The sequence below is a fragment of the Mucilaginibacter sabulilitoris genome (assembly GCF_034262375.1).
Taxonomy (GTDB): domain Bacteria; phylum Bacteroidota; class Bacteroidia; order Sphingobacteriales; family Sphingobacteriaceae; genus Mucilaginibacter; species Mucilaginibacter sabulilitoris.
The window spans coordinates 2,063,339-2,081,524 of sequence record NZ_CP139558.1 but is presented as its reverse complement, the minus strand read 5'-3'; the positions used below and the strand labels follow the sequence as shown (position 1 = coordinate 2,081,524).

General features: G+C 34.9%; 15 protein-coding genes. 3 read left to right on the top strand and 12 right to left on the bottom strand.

Annotation, left to right across the window (positions count from 1 at the left end):
- Positions 1-16: 16 nt before the first annotated feature.
- Positions 17-244, bottom strand: a complete 228-nt coding sequence (locus tag SNE25_RS08860; RefSeq protein WP_321564733.1) for a hypothetical protein — start codon at positions 242-244, stop codon at positions 17-19.
- 755 nt (positions 245-999) lie between these two features.
- Here SNE25_RS08860 and SNE25_RS08855 point away from each other — a divergent pair.
- Both SNE25_RS08855 and SNE25_RS08850 read left to right on the top strand, forming a co-directional pair.
- On the top strand, positions 1,000-1,569 hold the full coding sequence (locus SNE25_RS08855) for a GNAT family N-acetyltransferase (protein ID WP_321564732.1): 570 nt from the start codon (positions 1,000-1,002) through the stop codon (positions 1,567-1,569).
- 9 nt (positions 1,570-1,578) lie between these two features.
- On the top strand, positions 1,579-2,535 hold the full coding sequence (locus SNE25_RS08850) for a helix-turn-helix transcriptional regulator (protein ID WP_321564731.1): 957 nt from the start codon (positions 1,579-1,581) through the stop codon (positions 2,533-2,535).
- 1,264 nt (positions 2,536-3,799) lie between these two features.
- Here SNE25_RS08850 and SNE25_RS08845 read toward each other — a convergent pair.
- The 4 genes from SNE25_RS08845 to SNE25_RS08830 all read right to left on the bottom strand — a co-directional run bounded on the left by SNE25_RS08845 (position 3,800) and on the right by SNE25_RS08830 (position 8,706).
- Positions 3,800-5,194 carry a UDP-glucose 6-dehydrogenase gene (locus tag SNE25_RS08845; RefSeq protein ID WP_321564730.1) on the bottom strand — a complete coding sequence of 465 codons (1,395 nt, stop codon included), beginning with the start codon at positions 5,192-5,194 and terminating at the stop codon, positions 3,800-3,802.
- Between the two features lie 66 nt (positions 5,195-5,260).
- On the bottom strand, positions 5,261-6,199 hold the full coding sequence (locus SNE25_RS08840) for a GDP-L-fucose synthase family protein (protein WP_321564729.1): 939 nt from the start codon (positions 6,197-6,199) through the stop codon (positions 5,261-5,263).
- Between the two features lie 7 nt (positions 6,200-6,206).
- Positions 6,207-7,322 carry a GDP-mannose 4,6-dehydratase gene (gene gmd / locus SNE25_RS08835; RefSeq protein WP_321564728.1) on the bottom strand — a complete coding sequence of 372 codons (1,116 nt, stop codon included), beginning with the start codon at positions 7,320-7,322 and terminating at the stop codon, positions 6,207-6,209.
- A 127-nt stretch (positions 7,323-7,449) separates the two neighbouring features.
- A complete protein-coding gene (locus SNE25_RS08830; protein ID WP_321564727.1) occupies positions 7,450-8,706 on the bottom strand; it encodes a WcaI family glycosyltransferase in 1,257 nt (418 codons plus the stop codon).
- A 387-nt stretch (positions 8,707-9,093) separates the two neighbouring features.
- Between SNE25_RS08830 and SNE25_RS08825 the strand changes: the two genes are divergently transcribed.
- A complete protein-coding gene (locus SNE25_RS08825; protein WP_321564726.1) occupies positions 9,094-10,830 on the top strand; it encodes a hypothetical protein in 1,737 nt (578 codons plus the stop codon).
- Positions 10,831-10,917: 87 nt separating this feature from the next.
- Here SNE25_RS08825 and SNE25_RS08820 read toward each other — a convergent pair whose 3' ends face one another.
- From SNE25_RS08820 to SNE25_RS08790, 7 genes are all read right to left on the bottom strand, one after another.
- Positions 10,918-11,475, bottom strand: coding sequence for a WcaF family extracellular polysaccharide biosynthesis acetyltransferase (locus SNE25_RS08820; RefSeq protein ID WP_321564725.1), 558 nt, complete (start codon positions 11,473-11,475; stop codon positions 10,918-10,920).
- Positions 11,476-11,507: 32 nt separating this feature from the next.
- Positions 11,508-12,680 (bottom strand): glycosyltransferase, encoded by a 1,173-nt coding sequence (locus tag SNE25_RS08815; RefSeq protein ID WP_321564724.1) that lies wholly within the window; start codon positions 12,678-12,680, stop codon positions 11,508-11,510.
- A 60-nt stretch (positions 12,681-12,740) separates the two neighbouring features.
- Entirely contained in the window at positions 12,741-13,775 is a 1,035-nt protein-coding gene (locus tag SNE25_RS08810; RefSeq protein ID WP_321564723.1) for an acyltransferase family protein, read from the bottom strand.
- A 32-nt stretch (positions 13,776-13,807) separates the two neighbouring features.
- Positions 13,808-14,899, bottom strand: a complete 1,092-nt coding sequence (locus SNE25_RS08805) for a glycosyltransferase (RefSeq protein WP_321564722.1) — start codon at positions 14,897-14,899, stop codon at positions 13,808-13,810.
- Between the two features lie 64 nt (positions 14,900-14,963).
- Positions 14,964-16,103, bottom strand: a complete 1,140-nt coding sequence (locus tag SNE25_RS08800; protein ID WP_321564721.1) for an O-antigen ligase family protein — start codon at positions 16,101-16,103, stop codon at positions 14,964-14,966.
- Between the two features lie 257 nt (positions 16,104-16,360).
- Positions 16,361-16,912, bottom strand: coding sequence for a serine O-acetyltransferase (locus tag SNE25_RS08795; protein WP_321564720.1), 552 nt, complete (start codon positions 16,910-16,912; stop codon positions 16,361-16,363).
- A gap of 29 nt (positions 16,913-16,941) precedes the next feature.
- Positions 16,942-18,168 carry a lipid II flippase MurJ gene (locus SNE25_RS08790; RefSeq protein ID WP_321564719.1) on the bottom strand — a complete coding sequence of 409 codons (1,227 nt, stop codon included), beginning with the start codon at positions 18,166-18,168 and terminating at the stop codon, positions 16,942-16,944.
- Between the last annotated feature and the right edge of the window lie 18 nt (positions 18,169-18,186).

The following is an 18,186-nucleotide window of genomic DNA, read 5'->3' as shown; positions in this document are numbered from 1 at the left end:
TCGGTTGCCAAACTGTTTAACCGCACTTTTCGGCCGTAACTACCAGTTTCAACAGGCTGTGCCAGATAAAAGCTTCGTGCCTGCGCTGCCTGAAGGCAAATATCCGGTTAACCTGCATATGAACCATATCAGATGCCAGTTTCCGTCCTACCCACGGGTCCTTTTCCAGCGAGGAATCGGCAAGGCCGCGCATTGATTGCAGGAATAATGGGTTTTCACCGATTAGGTTCTTGCCATCGCGCATGGAACCAATAGCGGTGGCCTTAATTCCCGAAAACGATCATCCATCGATCTTTCAACTATTTCTCGCCGCCGTGCTAGGCTAGGAACGCTTCAGCTGCCCCATTGACATAACCTCGTTACGGCTGCCTGATCGCCGCGATAAAAAGACAGTGATCATTTGATTTGCTCAATTAATAGTTTACCTATTCCAAGTTAACGCCTTGGTAGTGAATACGTATCAGTTGTAGTAGTGTAGTAACTAAGTTAAACTAGCTTATTCGTTTACGGGTTTGGAGCTGGAGTTAGACGGTAACTTCATAATTGTACTACTTCAAAGACCATCGACATGCCAACAGCCTACAGGCTATTAAAAAGTTAAGAAGCATCGACATCGATACAGATATTATAATGTTGACGGCCCGAATTTTTAGCCAGAAATTATTTCATATATTTTCGAAACCACTAAAGAAACGGCTAACTGACCTCGATGTCTTGGAGACTAAAGATGATGGAGTTAAATATACCTCTGATAGAAATAACTCGCGGGTAACACATTCATAGAGCCAATAGCATTGTTACATTGAAAATAAATAATAGTCTTAGTCAATCAATATTGTCGTTGTATTTATTAAATTATTTCGTAATATGCAATAATATTTAACCTATACAGCTAATTAATTGATCAATAATTAGATATAAAGAATAGATTAAATTAATATTATATTTTAATTATCTACAAAGATCAATTATACTCACAATATTGATTATTTAACTGTTATGATAACTGCAACAATAAAAGATAAGCCAATGGCAATTGACATCTTAACAAGATCATTTGTTGGTAATAAAAGTGTGAATTACATCATCAAAAATAAAAACAACAAAGAACAAGTCAAGGCATTAATGGCCTATTCATTTGATATATGTATGCGATTTGGAAAGGTGTATTTTTCGGACAATAGACAGGGGTGTGCTCTTCTATTATTTCCGAAAGGTAAGAGAAATTCCCTTTATACCCTATGGTTGGATATTAAACTGATTGTTAAAGCCGTTGGGCTCACCCGAATAGGCATCCCACTAAAAAGAGAATCAACGATAAAAAAACTACAGTTAAAGGAGGAACATCTTTATCTATGGTTTATTGGTGTCCATCCGAATAGCCAGCATCAGGGCATAGGAAGTGAGTTGCTTTCCGATATTATTGGGATAGCAGCGTCCATGAATTTACCCTTATGTTTGGAGACCTCAACAGTGAAAAATATCCCTTGGTATAAGAAAAATGACTTTGAAATTTATAAGCAACTCGATTTTGGCTATTTGCTTTATTTTTTAAAAAAGAAATATTAATAAGTTGTTATGTTGGTTTTCGGAACGCAGGTGCACATCGTCACCTTTATTTTCATTATCCTCGAATTTATCCTATTTTGCTTCCAGTTTATTTTTTTTGTTTCTAGACCTCAAGACAAAACCCGAAAATGGCACCTGATTTTGCTTGGCCTAATGTTGTTATATAACATTACAGGTGGTTTATTCCCGGATCCCAAATTCAATATTATTTCGGTATCTGTACAATTAATGATTGCCTATGGCGCCGGCTTTGTAATGGCTTCTTATTTTCCTTTTTATTTCTATAAAGCATTTGAATTAAGCGAAATTCGATGGCATGCTTTATATGGCGTTCCCTTATTTCTCATGTTACCCTATGTTGTGTTTTTTGTAATTATATATGCCCTTAATGGAGACCTCAAAGCAGACATCATTTACGGAATAATCATGCCCTTTATGTATGCCGTGATTTTGTTGTATGTAATGTTTCGAGCTGTATGGAGGAAACGAAAATCACAGCATAGCCGGGGACAGCGCTTTGAAGCACTAGCCATGTATTTTGCAATTAGTCCGTTGGTTTCACTTGCTGTATTGGGATTTGTTGAAAAAAGTCAGTTGGCAGAAGTCCTATGCAGCAACACCGGTGTTTTGGTAATTAGCATTCTTTTTATTTGGAAGTCCGTTCAGCGATCCCGATTGGAGTACAATCAATTTATGGAAATGAAAGTCAATGGTATACGTCCTGAACTGTTTGTTACTAATTGTTTAAAATATCATTTGACAGGCCGAGAAATAGAAATCATACAACTATTAAGGTCAGGAATGAAATCTAAACAAATTGGCGACCGCTTATTTATTGCTGAAAGAACGGTTACCACGCATTTGCAAAACGCGATGCACAAAACGCAAGTCAAGAGCCGACTTGAACTTATACGAAAACTTGAAGCAGGCATATTTGACTCGATAGGTAGCTTTAATCACCTTTAAACTATAGCCTCACTTTTCCTTTCGTGTTTATACATAAAGCAACTCAAAAGAGATTACGTCTTTAAATTGGAATTGCATCGATTGCAGTCAATTAAGCGGAAGACGTACTTGATAGCCAGAGCAATACGAATTTAGCTTTGGAATAAGTCAAAGGGATTAAAAAATTACAGTGTTTGATTTATCAAGAATGATTTTCATTGCTTTTTAGAATCACAGCAAGTAGGCAGACACACACTCAAAGTGAGGAAACTTCGAGCGCTTGCAAGTTCGGTGTTTACATTATTTCATTTTCAACCCTTCTCCTTTTATTCTATAGCGTGAGTCTTAGTGTGTAAAGAATTGTCGCTACCGAAGTAGGCTCATTAATAATGCATCTGCTGCCTAAGTAACTAGAGAGAATAGCGACCCTTGTATCTTCAACTGGTACTCAAAGAGCGTTCACAATACTGAGCATTACCGATCACTAAAACATTTTCCTCGCAATACCGATAAGTCCTCTGTCTACAATTAATTTCTGAATAACGGGATATGGATTAACAAATTATTTTACAATACTTTACAACTGCTTATACAAATTGCACAATTTTCAATCAAATAGTCGCGTCCTAAAAATATCGAATTGTAAATAAGTAAATTAGTTATCCAATTATGAATATTCGTATGAATATCAAAAATATAATACGACATTTTGAAAGATCCTTGTTTTTATGCCTAGTTCTTGCAGGCATGTTAATGATGTATTGTTTATACAAATTTGGAAACTTGCTATTCTATCTCCTTATACGAAGAAAATCAGATCGGTTTTTACATACTAGTAAAAAAAATTCGACAAGATTTCCAAATATCGCGTAATCCATCATTTGTTTGTACGCATAATAATACCTATAATTTTGAGGTCTCTTTGATCAACTCAAAGTTGATTTATAAAAGAGGGCTGATTTTATAAGATCAGCAAACGAAATCATCTCATTAACTCTCTCGATATTAGTCCTTGTAATTTATTGATTTAATTGACGCTTCAGTCTAAAACGATAAATAAACACGTCAAACATGATTCTGACTTCCTTATTTAATGGCTCAAGGATATTACATAAAACAACGTTAATCCTCTTACAGATAACTATTGATAACTTAATTGTATTTTAGAATTCAGAAACTAAATTCAAGCGATTAGCATAGAACTTTCGTAGGCTTTTAAAATCCACAAGGCAATCTTTTTATTTGGGAAAAAATTGCCTTGTGGTTCTCAATTTAACAATAAAAATTAGCCTCCGATCGACCTCACCTGAAATCCTATGGATTTTAGCTTATCTGCGTCCAGAAGGTTGCGACCATCGAATATTTTAGCAGGCTTTAACATGGAATCATAAATCCTCTGCCAGTCGTAACTTTTAAACTCATCCCATTCTGTTAAAATAGCAATAGCATGCGCGCCTTCACAAGCTTTATAAGGATCTTCGATAACCTCGACACCCTTTCTGTTCTCTTCCTCTTTCCGAGTCTGAAGATAATTCAAATCTGCATAAATCTGATTTTTAATTACCTTGGGATCATATACAGCGATTTCAGCCTGTTCATGCAGTAAATGATCAGCTACATAAATTGCTGCAGATTCTCTAGTATCATTTGTATCCTTCTTGAATGCCCATCCCAAAAAAGTTATTTTTTTTCCATTTACCGTATTATACAAATTCTTAATGATCTGATTGGCAAATCTCCTTTTTTGATGATCATTCATAATAATAACCTGTTCCCAATAATCAGCGACTTCACTTAAACCGTAGCTTCTAGCAATATACACCAAGTTTAAAATATCTTTTTGAAAGCAAGAGCCACCAAAACCAACAGAGGCTTTAAGAAACTTCGGGCCAATTCTGCTATCTGTACCTATGGCCCTTGCTACTTCATTAATATCAGCTTCCGTTTTTTCACAAAGCTCAGTTAATGAGTTTATTGAAGATACGCGCTGGGCAAGAAATGCATTTGCAGTAAGTTTGGATAACTCTGATGACCAAACGTTTGTAGTTAAAATACGTTCTCTCGGAATCCAATTAGCGTAGACGTCTACTAAAGCCTGGACGGCTACTCGGCCTTCCGGAGTGTTATCGCCGCCTATCAGTACGCGGTCTGGAGCATCCAGATCTTCAACGGCGGTACCCTCCGCAAGAAACTCGGGATTTGACAATATCTGAAACTGCGATCCGTTGCCTGTATGTGTAAGAATATCTTTAATTGCACTTGCTGTACGTACCGGTAATGTTGATTTTTCAACTATTATTTTATTATCGTTTGCAACTCGAGCTATTTGTCTAGCACATAACTCTATCCATTTTAAATCAGCAGCTTGTCCCTTACCTGAACCATAAGTTTTTGTTGGCGTGTTTACAGATATGAAAATCATTTGAGCTGCGGCAATTGCGGACTCGACATCTGTGGAAAAAAACAAATTGCGCCCTCTTGCTTCAGCAACTACGTCACTAAGTCCCGGTTCATATACAGGAATATTAGTTACGTCGACATCATTCCAGGCAGCAATACGCTGTTCGTTAAGATCCACGACAGTCACTTCAATGTGGGGGCATTTTTTTGCTATCATAGCCATAGTCGGTCCACCGACATATCCAGCTCCAATACAGCAAATTTTGGTAATTGCGGTCATAGTTTTAAAGTTGTTCTTTAATATTTCAAATATTCCCTATAATGTGGTAAATTGTTTTTGTAAAACCTAGTATGCCGCGACATATTTATTTAAAAAATCTTTATAAGCTAGAGCAACGCCTTCTTCTAGTTCAATTGTGTGTTTCCAACCGTTACTATGCAGTTTGGATACATCCATCAACTTTCTAGGTGTACCATCGGGTTTTGAGCTGTCAAAGTTTATATCACCCTTAAAGTTCGTGATTTTTTTTACGAGCAAAGCGAGATCTTTGATAGTAACGTCCTCGCCCGTACCAACATTAACTAACCCTGGCTCATTATAATTCTGCATAAGATAGTAACATGCCTCTGCTAAATCATCAGCAAAAAGGAACTCACGCCGTGGCGATCCTGTACCCCATATCGTTACTAACGGAATCGCCTTTTCTTTGGCTTCGTGGAAACGGCGTATTAGGGCAGGTAAAACATGTGAGTTTTGCGGATGATAATTATCATTATAGCCATATAAGTTGGTTGGCATTACGGAAATATAATTACAACCATATTGAGCACGGTATGCATCGCACATTTTTATGCCTGCTATTTTGGCAATTGCATAAGGTTCGTTAGTTTCTTCAAGTGGCCCTGTTAACAAATAATCTTCTCTTAAGGGTTGCGGGGCCATTTTAGGATAGATACAACTTGACCCCAAAAACATCAACTTTTTTACGCTATTAAGATATGAATTATGGATAACATTAGCTTGAATCTGCAAATTGTCATATAAAAATTCAGCCCTGTAGGTATTATTAGCCACAATGCCACCAACTTTGGCTGCGGCTAAAAAAACATAATTGGGTTTTTCGTCCGCAAAAAAAGCGGCTACAGCGTTCTGATCGCGTAAATCAAGGGTTGAAGAAGTCCGCATTACAAAATTGCTAAAGCCCTCTTTTTCCAATTTACGAAGAATTGCAGATCCAACCATACCACGATGACCCGCTATATAAATCTTATCATGTTTTTCCATGGCAAGGCTATTCGAATTGGTTTTTAATAATGTAACCAGAATCCTTCAAGAGTTTTTCTCTTCTAAATAAATCAATATCAGCAGCAACCATTTCACGGACTAAACCCTGCAAATCGTATTTGGGTTCCCAGCCCAACTGTGTTTTGGATTTAGTGGGATCACCTATTAACAGGTCAACTTCTGTAGGACGAAAATATTTTGCATCTACGGCAATAACTTCCTTGCCAATTTCAACCTGAAAATCAGGATTGTTACAGCTCATTACATATCCCACTTCATTTACGCCTTCACCTTTAAATTGAATAATGATACCTACCTCAGCAAAAGCTAACCTTACAAACTCTCGCACCCGGGTAGTAACGCCAGTCGCAATAACATAATCTGTAGGTTTTTCCTGTTGCAATATTAGATACATTGCTTCGACATAATCTTTAGCATGTCCCCAATCACGTTGTGCATCCAAGTTGCCAAGGTAAAGTTTATCTTGCAACCCCATCGCTATTTTTGCAGTAGCACGGGTAATTTTACGGGTTACAAATGTTTCGCCTCGTAAAGGACTTTCATGGTTAAACAGAATACCATTACAAGCATAAATATCATAAGCCTCCCTATAATTCACCGTTATCCAATAAGCATACATTTTTGCTACTGCGTACGGAGAACGTGGATAAAAAGGAGTAGTTTCTGATTGTGGCACGGCCTGTACCAACCCATAAAGCTCTGACGTTGAGGCTTGATATATCTTCGTTTTTTTATTTAGTCCTAATATACGGATTGCCTCAAGCAATCTTAAAGTTCCAATGCCATCAGCATTAGCAGTATATTCTGGTGTATCAAAGCTCACTTTAACATGTGACATCGCACCTAAATTATATATTTCATCGGGCTGAACCTGTTGGATTATACGAATTAGATTGGTACTATCACTTAAGTCTCCGTAGTGAAGCGTTAACTTAATTTCCGTATCATGCGGATCCTGATATAGGTGATCGATGCGATCGGTATTAAATAACGAGCTTCGGCGTTTTATACCATGCACTTCGTAACCTTTTTTAAGCAATAACTCTGTTAAGTATGCTCCATCTTGACCAGTTATACCTGTTATTAAGGCGATTTTTTTCATAAGCAGCAGCGTATCTTATATTATTAATGATTTGATATATTTACAGGGCTTTTATTGCAAATATATACAAAATATTCGCAATAAAATACAAAACCACTACCTTAAAGCGGTTATTAGATTGATTTTATTATTTTAATACACTTTTAACAAAATCATCCATTACGTTATCTATGTTAAGATATTTGAGAGCGTAGTTGCGAGCATTTGCTGCTTTGATCTCAAAATCAGCTCCAGATTTTGCATTCCTTATCTTTGTCGCTAATAATTCGTCGTCTTCCGGATGTATTACGTAACCTACATCATATTTGTTGATTAAATTAAATAATGACGTCGCTGGAGGCGCTGTAACCATACTCACTCCCCCGACGGCTAAAATCGTGGTAAGTTTTGATGGCATCACCAAATCGCTTGCATTCGCTTTTTGTAAAATCAAATGCAAGTCGGCCATATTCAAAAACTCGTTGAAAATAGATTTATCTTGCACTGGCAAAAAAGTAACATTAACCAAATTTCTTTCATTAGCAGTTTCAATCAGCCTTTCTTTATATGGTCCAGAACCACAAATAATGAATTTGATTTTTTTATTATCGATCAATATCTGCGCAACATTAAGTATACTTTCAAGACCCTGTTTTTCGCCTATTGCTCCTGAGTATAAGCATACGAAGTCATCTCCTGCATAGCCCCATTTACTTTTCAAGTTATCACGATTCGGCAATGGAAAAAAATAGGATGTATCAACCCAGTTAGGAAAAAATAACACTTTCTTTTCAACCTTAGCTTGTATCTTGGTGATCATTCCTTCAGAGATGCTACTGACATAATCTGCTTTTTCAAGGATGTCCTTTTCTATTCTATATATCTTATTAAATAATTTTTGACTTGAGAGCATATTCAAATCCTGAGCTGCCTCAATTTGAAGATCTTGAACATGATACAGTAATTTTGCCCCGCTGCTTTTTTTTACCAGCAGTCCGAGATACGCCAAATGAAATGGTGGCGCTACAGTTATTATCAGGTCGAATTGCTTTCCTGATAATTGAAGTTGCAAAACCCGCCAAAACATTGATGACCAAAATGAAAAATCTTGTAAAATTCTTTTCCTACCAGTAGGATTTGAGGGTACATAAGACGGACAACGGTATATTGTTAAATTGCCACTGTTTCCCTGGTAATTTATCAACTCTTTCTTATACCATCTATTTTTATAAGGCGGTTGCACTTTCCAATATGGATAGTATGGAAAAGTTGTTATAACTGTACATTCATAACCTCTTTTTGAGAGCCAATGGATCATCTCTCCGTTATATTTCCCGATGCCTGTTGGTTCCGGAGAAAAATTATGACTTATAAGGAGAATGCTCTTTTTTTCAGGTAAGTCCAATGTTTTTTTTAAATTTCTCGGTAAATACTATCGCTTAGTTTCTAGCAAATTCACGTGGTTGATTCGATATTACTAATTCAAAAATAGCGAAGATCAATTAACATATTTTTTATTTTAACGGTTATTAATTAATCATTTTGCAATTTGAAACCAAAAGTAATAAATAAATTATAATTCGAGAAATGGTTAGTACGAAGAAAAACTTGATTTCATTTAGTTTAACTTAATGAAATCAACTATCTATTATCGAAAAAGAAGTGATAAATTAGCTAAAATCATTTGTCTACAATTAGAAATCAGCTCATACAGGTGATTCTTCATATAAACTACATTTAACAATGCTTACTTTACAATTAAACTATTGAGTCGACATATTGCACCAACATCATGAAGAATTTAATAATCACATTCATTTATACATTTGTATTGACCTTCATTTCCCACGGCCAAACGAGACTATATGTATCGCCTAACGGTGATGGTAATTTTACCCAACAGAGCCCTGGTAATATATCACAATTAACAAACAAAGTGAGAGGCATTAATTCAAAGTCAAAAATTGTAACAATTGAATTAAGTGGCGGTCTGTATAAATTACAAAGGCCAATAGTTTTTAATAATTATATCGTTGGGAATATATCGCGTATAGAACTTCAAGGGACCAAAGGTGAGGAGCCGGTAATATCAGGCGGCATATCTATCAAAGGATGGTCTTTGTATAAAAAAGGAATTTATAAGGCATCGGTGCCTCAAGGAATAGACACGCGGCAGATTTACGTAAATGGAAAAATAGCCATTCGAGCCCGTACTCCTAATAGACAAAATGATAATGATTATGGGCCATATTTTCGGTTAAGGCACTTCAACAAAGCTGATAGATCAATTTCCATCAACTCTTCGGACGTACTTGGTTTATATAATCCTAATAATGTCGAGATGGTCGTAAAGCAGCATTGGTTCGATAGCCATTTGCGAATCAACTCAATGAAGCCATTTGGGGATAGCACTATTCTTTCGATAAAGGAGCCTGAAGCTAAAAACATATTTGCACTTCACAATGCTCATGACATGCTATATCCGGCTAAACCATATTACCTTGAAAACTCTTTGTCGTTCTTGGATGCGGAAGGCGAGTGGTATCTCGACAATGTTTCAAATGTTTTATACTATAAACCCAGACTAAATGAAAATATTTCAAGTGCCGATATTATCATACCAACCTTAGAGAATTTGATAAGAATATCCGGAACCCCAGATATACCATTAAAGAATATTTCTATTAATAACATTCAGATGTGTTATTCGACATGGTTATTGCCAAATAAATATGGAAATGTAGCAGGGCAAGGAGTCATGCTTGAATTCCTTTCTAACAGAATTCATATTCCCGGTATAATTGATGCAAAGTATGTACAAAACCTCCAAATCGACAATTGCGGCATATACAACTGTGGCGGTAACGGAATAGTTTTCGACAAAGGGGTCAATTTTAGTAAGATAATTGACTGCCACATCCATGACATCTGCGCTAACGGAATCGTGTTAAATACTTTTTCGTTCAAGCCTCGCACGCTTGTTGACTCGGCAATATGCATAAAGGATACATTAAAAGACAACTTAATTGAACAGATAGGCATAAATTACACTAATGGGATGGGGATTATAGCTACCGGGGTGTCGGATCTGTTGATTGATCATAACGAAATTAGATATGTCAGATATTCAGGTCTACAAATAGGGGGCTTTTTCGGAGACACACAATCAATCGTAAAAAACAATATCATCAGTAACAATAATATTCATCATGTCATGTTACTACATGATGATGGCGGCGCGATTTACACTCTTGGGAATCAAATAGGCACGAAAATTTATAATAACTATATACATGACATAGTTAAAAGTAAATGGGCGGATGGTTTTTCAATTAATACAATCTACTTAGACAATAGCAGTGCTTTTATCCAAGTAGAGGATAATGTTTTTGATAATCTTAATAATGTAACGAAATTAAAGGAGCAAAATACTAAAATAGGTAAGGCACACGATAATAAGATAAACAATTTTGAAAGTTTTGACAAAACTAGAGTAAAAGGTATGGGTGTGACTAAAAAACGCGAATGATGCTCTTTAATTTACATATTATCGAGCAATTTGTTTATTTGTGGATTTAATATCAAACGTTGAACAAGAATATATATCTTTCACAGTTCAAATGGTAGTCCAACGCTCCTTTACATATTGGCACGGGTTCCCTTTATAGATGGCATTTTCAAGTAAACTTTTGGTAACTACTGACCCAGCGGAAACAACAGTATCTGTTCCAATGGATACGCTTGGACCGACGAAAACATTGGCGCCAATCCATGAGCCATCTTCGAGTGTAATTGGACCATTCCGATATGGCATTGACGGATTTCGGAAATCATGATTTCCGCCACATAAAAACGCACGTTGAGATACGCAAACGTTATTGCCAATGGTAATATATTCAAAATTCAATATAAATACTTCCTCACCGATCCAAACATCGTTACCTATTTCAAGCTTCCAGGGCATATGAATATTTACTTTAGGTTTTATAACCAAGCCTTTCCCTATTCTCGCCCCAAACAATATTAAGATCCTCCTTTTTATCGAGTTAGGAAACGGAAAAGCATTGAAGAAGAGCATTTTGGCCATGTACCACATGATTAGTTTTAATTTAGTGGCTCCACGATTGAAGCCAATGTTGCTATCAAAATTTTTCAGTTGTACTTTTGAAATCATCTTAAATATATTTTAATTTAGCCAATAATTTCTTAATCAACTTTTACGACATTGGGTCTTGGACCTTTTTCGAGTATCCAATTATAGACTTCTTCCATTTGTTGAGCGATAGCTTCCCATGTAAAGTTGTTTCTAACCAAATTATATCCGTTGTTGCCTATTCTTTTAAGCTCCATATCTGAAAAGTTATTTAATTTTTTTAACCCGTCTACGATGCTATCTATGTTAGGTTCAATTTTTATCGCAGCAGCTTCTTCGAAGCCCTCTGGCAAATTACATTCCTCAGTTATAATTGCCGGTAGACTGTATGACCAAGCTTCTAACACCGCCATGGGCATTCCCTCACTAAAAGATGGTAAGATGAACGCATCGGCATATCGAAAACAAAGGTCTTTATCCGCATGATATTGGGCCCCGATAAATAAAATATCATTTTTCAATTGAAGCTTATCTTGAAGTTCAATGAGTGAATTCAAATACACACTAGTGTTACTTTCGCCGGCAATGATTATTTTCCATTTGTTTCTGAACTTCTCATCTATTTTGACAGCATGCATTAAATTTTCTAAACCTTTCTTCGGGTGCAGTCTACTCAAAAATAATAAAATTTTCCTATCATCATCGGCTTTCCAAGCTGGAGGACTGTAGCTATCTAAATTTAATGGACTTGGTAAAAAGACGCCATTTGGAATTACCGCAATGGGATTATCGCATCCAAATTTTCTAATAGCGTGATACTCGGGCATCCCTAAAGCATGGATACAGGCTGCGCCCTTTAAATTACTCCGCTCATATAACTTGAATCCAATTTCTTTTTTCAAAGGGTTATTATTTAATATCCACGGATCGAGCATGCCTCGCGGAGAAATTAAATAGGGAATTCGATGTTTCTTTGAATAATTATGATTTACTAACGATGAATATAAATATATTCCTTGTTGATGAATGATATCTGGCGCAAGATGATTAAATTTCTTTTTTAGCTCGAGTGAAAAAGCTAAACCTTTTGGACCAATTGTTTTATACTGCACAACTGGTAACGGTTCATATGCTGCGATGTCGACATCACTATGCTCATCATTATAAGCAATAACCGTTGGATTGTAATGATTTAACTTAAGTAAAGCCTGACCTAAGTTTCTTACGCTATTATACAATCCCCCAGCATTTCTTGAGCTAGACGTACTCAATAAAAGTAATTTCATATCTTTGATTGTTACTGAAATATAAGTTGAAACAATTAGAACGATGTGTTATCGACTGATTCAATTTTCAAATGCCTTGTTCCTATATAAATCCTCTTTTGGCATTTCCGGTAGTTGATGATTTGCATTAAGTTCGAAATATTTTCTACAAACCTTGATAATAGGCTTTTCGAAATACTTCGAAATTATTGCCGCTATTAATATATTAATTAAAACAGGTAAAATTATCCAATAAATTGGAAAATTGGAGTCATACCTCTTAAAATAATTTATAATAATATATCCTATATTTTGATGAATTAAATACAGCGGAAACGAGATAGCACCTAAGAAATAAAACACTTTATTCCCAAGCCAATTTAATTTATCGTAGATGAATAGATAAAAAATTGCGTAAAATAAAGTGATTAAAATTGCTTCTGTTAACGACTTAGCTGACAAATAATATATCAGTAGCGAAACAAAGATTATTATATGATAATGGAGCTTTTTACCCGACGTAAACTTGATCTGATAAAACATGATGCCAGAAATGAAATAAAAACCATAATTGAGATTTAAGAAATAACTAATTACTGGCGGGAAATGAATGAATTGCCTAATCAAACACAACGTAAGCCATGGTAGCACCCAGAAAAATAACTTATTACTAAGTTTTGTAAATATAATAATTGCCATAAATAAGTAAAAGAAAAATTCCGGTAACAATGACCAATATACACCGTCGACCTCTGCAAACCCAAAACATTTTGGAATCATAGTAATGTTGATTAATGAAGCTTGCCACGACACTTCTCTACCTGGCAGTCCAATCGATCTAACAACTATAGTCGAAATAAGTAGACAAAGCCAAAAAGTCGGATATAGACGAGTAAACCTTCGTAAAATGAAGTTACCAGCACTTCGGCTTTGTTTAACTGTTAAAAAGATAACAAAACCGCTGATGATGAAAAAAAAGCTAACACCAGTATAGCCATATGAAAAAAAAGGTGCGTCTGAATCAAATATGCTTCGATAATATTTTGTATAATGAAAGATGACGACCCCCAAGGCTGCAAGGCCTCTAAACACGTCCAAAACTTTTATTCTCTTCATAGAAATGGCATATTGAATTTATATAATTGATATCAGTGTTTTTGATCGTATAACATTTCATATGAAAATGTCATCGCTTTCACTGTGTACTTTTGCGCGGTCTTTAATCCATTAGATCTTATTACTGATAGCAATTCAGGTGCATTTACTAACATTCTAATTGCTTCCGTCAAACTTTGCGCGTCATTAGGAGCGACCAATAATGCATCGTATCCACTAGTAAAATGACAATTAATTTCTTCAATATTTGTCGATATAATGGGCAATCCTATTGCTATTGCTTCAAAAAGGACATTTGGCATTCCTTCTCTGTTACTTGGTAATACAAAGCAGTGCGAATCTGCAGATAACTCTTTCCAATTATCTTGATAACCTAAAAATTTAACGTAATTGTCCAATTCCAACTGCTTACAAAGAGCAATCAGGTCTCTTTCATCATCGCCATTGCCAAATATTTTTAATTCAATTTCAATACCGTGATCAATAACGCCTTTACAAGCCCTAATCAGCACATCTACATTTTTTTGCGAAACCAAGCGGCCAGAGTAAACAAGTTTGAATGGGGCACTTCCTTTGGCAATGAAAGGCCTACGTAAAGATTTCAGTCCGTCAATGTCTAAACCGTTATAGATAGTTTGATTCCGTTTATGTTTGAGTATTACATTAAATATGGATTTGCGTTTAATTGGAAGCGGAAAATTTGCTACAATTACAGTGGAGATACAGTGGATAAGGTATTTAATCCTGTCGCGAAGCCATAGTTTACCTAATGTATTAATGGGTAATCGCCTTTCGCAACTAATTATAGGAATACCCATATGCTTAGCAGCAAATGCTGCGGGAAGCGTAAGCACTTCCGGCATCCATAATTGGACAATGTCTGGCTTAAGTTCCAAAGTCAATTTGTAAATTTCTTTAAAAAAACTTATAAGACTATAAATGCCCCCTCTTGAAACTAAAATTATTTTAATGTCATCACTTAAAGGAATCGATGTCTCTTTATCCCAACAAACAATAACTATTTCATATTTCGAACGGTCAATTTGATTGCATAATAGAACCAGTTGTGTTTGAGCCCCCCCATCCTTCAACTTCGCAATATAGTGTACAATCTTCTTTTTCATAAGTATAATGATCTTTATGCTATCTAATCGACCGATAGATGTCAATGCTATTATGTCAAATTAGTTAAGACACAATACTGAATTCGTCACTAGGATTCACCAGCGCCTTCTGTGGACTCTTCATATTCTTTTGAAGTGATCCTCTTAAGGTCAATCCTATCAAAATACCTAATAAAATCACCACGGCCCGGATTGTATATAGTCCATTTATCGAAAAACCAATCAGAGTTAATAAAACAACGAATACTTTTAAGGGGTTAAATATATAATCTTTAAAGTTTCCAATCTTAGAGGATAATTGATATGTCTTGACCAAGGCATATATGTAAAACAAAACATAGAAAATCCCATAGTTCAAAGTGTTTTCGATATAAACATTCTGACTAACATTTTCAAATTCACCATTGCTAAGCTTATCCCTTGCAAATTGAGGACCTAGTCCAAACAAAAGATTCTTCTCAATATACTTCCAGTAACTGTCAAGAATTTTTAATCTATCAGCTAAACTATCGTCTTGAGTGCTTACAGTTGGTGAGGAATTGAATATTCTAAAGAAAAAGCTTAACCTACCTGTTGTATCTATAGGACTTTGGGAAAGTGATATATAAACAAAAATTCCAAAAACAAATAACAACACAATTAGAATTCCTCCAAAAACGATAGTGATATTTCCAAGATTATTATTGAATTTATGACGACGTATCAAGGATCTGCGAATTATCTTTGGCAAATAAATAATTGCGATAATCGCTATTACTATAAGAGATGTACGGGAACCGGTTACCAAGATCATTCCAATCATTAATCCTAAATATAACATATATGTCCTTATCTTCTTAACGTGTTCTTTAGACGTTGTTAGCAAAAACACGAAGAAACAAACGGTTGATAGCGCCGCCATATTAGGGTGGACAAAAAAGCTAAATATTCTTCCTTCATCATTGGAACCGTACACAACATAAGCCAACGTACTACCTGATAATTTTCCAATATCTCTAAACAATTGGAAATTTGTGTAATTGAGAATAAAACCTATGATAGTCGATGTAACCGCTGACCAAAAAAGTCTATATATCCATTTTATTTGAATTTGTAACGATAAAATTGCGGCTAATACAAATAAGGAAGCAAATAATGATACAAATGATATCCAGTAAACAAAATCATTGCCATTCATATTACCGACTCCAAAACTAATTGTCATACAAATTATTGGCAGCAGAAATATCACGTTTATCCAATAAAAAAATAACTTAATTCTAAATAATCTTTTTAAGTAATTGAATCTAAACCCTATAAAAATAAAATTTGTTACTAACGTGGCCACCGATACAGCAAAACTATCAAGATTGAGGAAATATGAGATAACCCTAAAAGTTTCACTTAAATTCAGAAAAAGCACAAATACGTATATAAGATTCCAAAATCTGGTCATTTCAATACTATGTATGGATTTCTAAATTACACAACATTTGATATATAGCCCATTACAGCATTATCATTCGGTAATATTTTCGCGGGATTACCTAAAACAATGCTATTCTTTGGTACATCGAAATTAACATATGAATTTGGTGCGATTAAAACATTATCTCCGATCAAAACTTTACCAACAATTACGGCACCCGGGCCAATATAGACTTGATTGCCAATAACTGGTGCACCATTCAACCTACCTCGGTTTGTTCTTCCTATAGTAACATTTTGCAGTATATTACAGTTATTGCCAATAACAGACTTGGAATTTACTACTATACCTCCAAAATGAGGCATCATGAAGCCTTTGCCTATTTTAACAGTTGGAGGAATCTGTATCTGATACTTAAAACAATATTTTCTATAAAATAAATACGAAAAAAAACCTATAAACGACCGTCTTCCAAAATGAGCCTGAATTCTTAAGAAAAAAGTATATCTGAATCCAGGAGAATTTTTCAATGACTTAATCAATAAGTAAAAACTGCGTTTACCAATATATCGGTATAAATCGGAATAAATCAATTCCCTTATCATATCTTAATTGTTATAATTTAGTATTATCATCACTCAACAACTGCCCTTTGATAATTTCTTTTTTGCTTTACGAAAAGATAATAATTCATTACAAAGCCCATAAAATTGACAATTATAGTGGAGATAGCAATTCCAATTACTCCATAGTATATAACGAATAGTATGTCAAATACAACATTTGCTATAGATTTAACAATCGATACTTGTATTAAAATATTAGTGCCCTTAAAAGCTATTGTAGCTCTATTGATAATCTGGTTTCCAGCATTAAAAACAAAAGCTGCCATATTTAAAATCAGAACAGATCCTATAACTCCTCTAAGTGACGAATTAATTTTAGGATAAAGCAAATTAACTATAGGAAATTTTAATATTGTAGTGATTAAAAAAATAACTACGCTAAATGAAAATGTTATAACCATAATTTGATTCATTTTTCTAAAATCAAAATTATTCCGTACAACATCTGCAGACCACTTTGATAAAATTATAGTTAAGAAAGAAGTTAGGATAACGGTAAAAATCATGAAAAGTCTATTCCCGTAATCAAGTATTGACAATGAACCTACAACTAGAAAAGAGGCAACAATTTTATCTATAATCGGAGATGCTGAAGATATTGTAGTTGATATAGCCTGATATGATCCTTCTTTTATAAAAAGCTTAACTTCATCGTAATCCACTGATTTAAATGATATATCGATCTTATTTCTATATTTGGTAATGTACCACAAATGTATAAATTTTGCTATTTCCCCCAGGTTATAGCCTAGAATGACTGCGCTAAGTCCCAACTTTGAACTAAATAAGAAAATCGTTACATAGATAATTATCGCCCGCGAAAATGGGGATGTTTCAGCTAGATAAAACTGGCCATACGAATTGAGTATACCGTAAAAAAAAGAATTTATGATTGTAAAAAAAAAGATCGGCATCGATATCCCGATATAATAGATAAAATTATTATTTCTGTAATGATCAATTATCAACAATACAACGAGCGATAACACTGTAATTGCGCCTAAATAAACAAAGCAATAATAAAACACCGAAGATAAAAACCTATTTAAGGCTTCCTTATTAGGCAATCTTTCCATCAGGAAGGGCACAATTACGGATTTAACCGCACCAGAGAAAATTGTGCTACCAAACACAACCAAGCCATAACTAAAAAAAAATGCGTCGGTATCCTTTGATATCCCATAGACATATGCTATGTAAACAGGAATTAAAAATCCGAGAAAATTTGCTGCCATTGAAAGTGATGACAGCTT